Source organism: Romboutsia sp. MSSM.1001216sp_RTP31141st1_G3_RTP31141_220114 (assembly GCF_039031195.1).
GTDB classification, from domain to species: domain Bacteria; phylum Bacillota; class Clostridia; order Peptostreptococcales; family Peptostreptococcaceae; genus Romboutsia_C; species Romboutsia_C hominis.
Genome location: NZ_JBCIUO010000050.1, coordinates 1 through 1,681 on the forward strand (window position 1 = coordinate 1; position 1,681 = coordinate 1,681).

A 1,681-nucleotide genomic window follows, 5' to 3' on the forward strand; every position below is an offset into this window, starting at 1 on the left:
TATTAATACTGCTATTATTAGACTTGTCATCAAACATATTAGGTTTATTAGATTTATCCTCTATTGTTGAATCGTAAGCATTATTAGGAATGCTAAAGATTACATTATACTTATACCTTCTCTACTTATCCCTTTAATAATTTTAACTATTGTATTTATACAAGTATTTTTAACTCTATTAGTTTCAATATAAAAAATCAAACTATATGATACATTTATTTCCTTTGATGGAGTATTTATTGAAATCTCTTTTCCAATCTTATTTCTTGTATTTTTTTATCTACCATTTTTTCATATACTATTCATAATAGAACCCATATGAAAATGAAGATATTACAAAGTATTTTCTAAAGTTATCTCGATATACTGCGATACCACCTTGTAAGTTATCTTTATCTAATAGTTTCATTCTATATTCTTTGTCTTGTGTCATGTTCTACCTTTTTTATACCATGTGATTGTCTATATTCATTTATTAAGTATAATGTTTCGTTACTTAATTCTTCCATATACTCAAACTTTCTTTCTATTGGTTCATGAGTTCCTATCTGCTATATACGCTCTCTTATTACTCTATCATCAATTCCTCCTGCAACAGTAAATTTATTAGCATTTTTTAATATATTTTTATCGCTTTTAGACTCTACTAAAACTACTGGTTTATCTTTCGCAAGAGGTGATACTGTTAAAGTATCTACTAGAGTATATCCTATTGCTATACAAAACTCTTTAGGTTTATCATAGAACATTTCTATTACATGCTTATTCGTCTCAAATCGACCTTATACGCCAATTCTCGTAGCTCTTGGTATATTTATATATTATCAACTCATAACATCCTTAGAATCGATTACAAAGCTTTTTATCCCATACATTGTAAAAGGAACATCATTACCATCAGTTAATATTTTTAGAGATTTATCTCTAGATGATATTCCTTCTACACTCATGACATCTACTTCTCCGTTATATCGTTCACTAAGAATACTTTATCTACTCTTTTTTGCATTTTATTAACTAATAATATTGTAGCATCTAATACTCCTGCTAAACTACTAGAACTTAATCCATCTGACAAAGAACTATCTGAATTTACTAAAATAACTGATGAATATTATTTCTGTCTATCTGCTATAAGACTTAAGGTTTCATATCTATCTTTTTCAACTATAATATCTTCTTCATAATTTGATAAAGCACTAGTACTTATACTTTTCTTTTATTATTTTTCAACCAATAAAAAAAGATAGTGAATCTTCACTATCTTTTTTTAGTTTATTTTTTAAAACTACCCTTAACGGCTTTAGAATAGTTTTATACTTTGATGAACTTTTTTAATAAATATACCCATATATGCTGCTTAACTCCATTGAACCATTAACTTTTAAGTAGCATATATAAATACACTTATTTCTAAGTATACCAAATCTATTTTTAGCGTAAATGAGGCGTATTCATTGATATTGATCGTACTTAAGTCAGCTATCTCTCATATTTGATACCTAACTTCACCATCTGAAAATGATGCTACTACATAATATCTAGCACTATATATATCATTATGATTAGCTCTATATACTGCTATTACTCCATGTACAATTTTATTATATATCATATTACCTTTATTGCCTTGTGAATCTTCCCATGACTTTGTAAAGTCTTTTGTAGTTCTACCTATATC

Annotated in this window: 4 protein-coding genes and 1 pseudogene; all 5 read right to left on the bottom strand. The window is 26.8% G+C overall.

Translation table 11 applies throughout. The features are described from left to right. Positions 1-298: 298 nt before the first annotated feature. Positions 299-433: a hypothetical protein gene (locus ABCP60_RS15840; RefSeq protein WP_343102179.1), complete on the bottom strand. Its 135-nt coding sequence runs from the start codon at positions 431-433 to the stop codon at positions 299-301. 118 nt (positions 434-551) lie between these two features. Continuing rightward, a pseudogene (locus ABCP60_RS15845) lies at positions 552-767 on the bottom strand (cell wall-binding protein); the annotation flags it as partial. A 57-nt stretch (positions 768-824) separates the two neighbouring features. Then, positions 825-950, bottom strand: coding sequence for a hypothetical protein (locus tag ABCP60_RS15850; protein WP_343102180.1), 126 nt, complete (start codon positions 948-950; stop codon positions 825-827). A gap of 5 nt (positions 951-955) precedes the next feature. Then, positions 956-1,078 (bottom strand): hypothetical protein, encoded by a 123-nt coding sequence (locus ABCP60_RS15855; protein WP_343102181.1) that lies wholly within the window; start codon positions 1,076-1,078, stop codon positions 956-958. 411 nt (positions 1,079-1,489) lie between these two features. Beyond that, positions 1,490-1,681, bottom strand: a 192-nt coding sequence (locus ABCP60_RS15860; RefSeq protein WP_343102182.1) for a hypothetical protein, incomplete at its 5' end; no start/stop codon positions are given.

Coding starts and splice junctions, on each gene's coding strand:
- ABCP60_RS15840 (WP_343102179.1), bottom strand. CDS start 433: ATGACACAAGACAAAGAATATAGAATGAAACTATTAGATAAAGATAAC.
- ABCP60_RS15850 (WP_343102180.1), bottom strand. CDS start 950: ATGAGTGTAGAAGGAATATCATCTAGAGATAAATCTCTAAAAATATTA.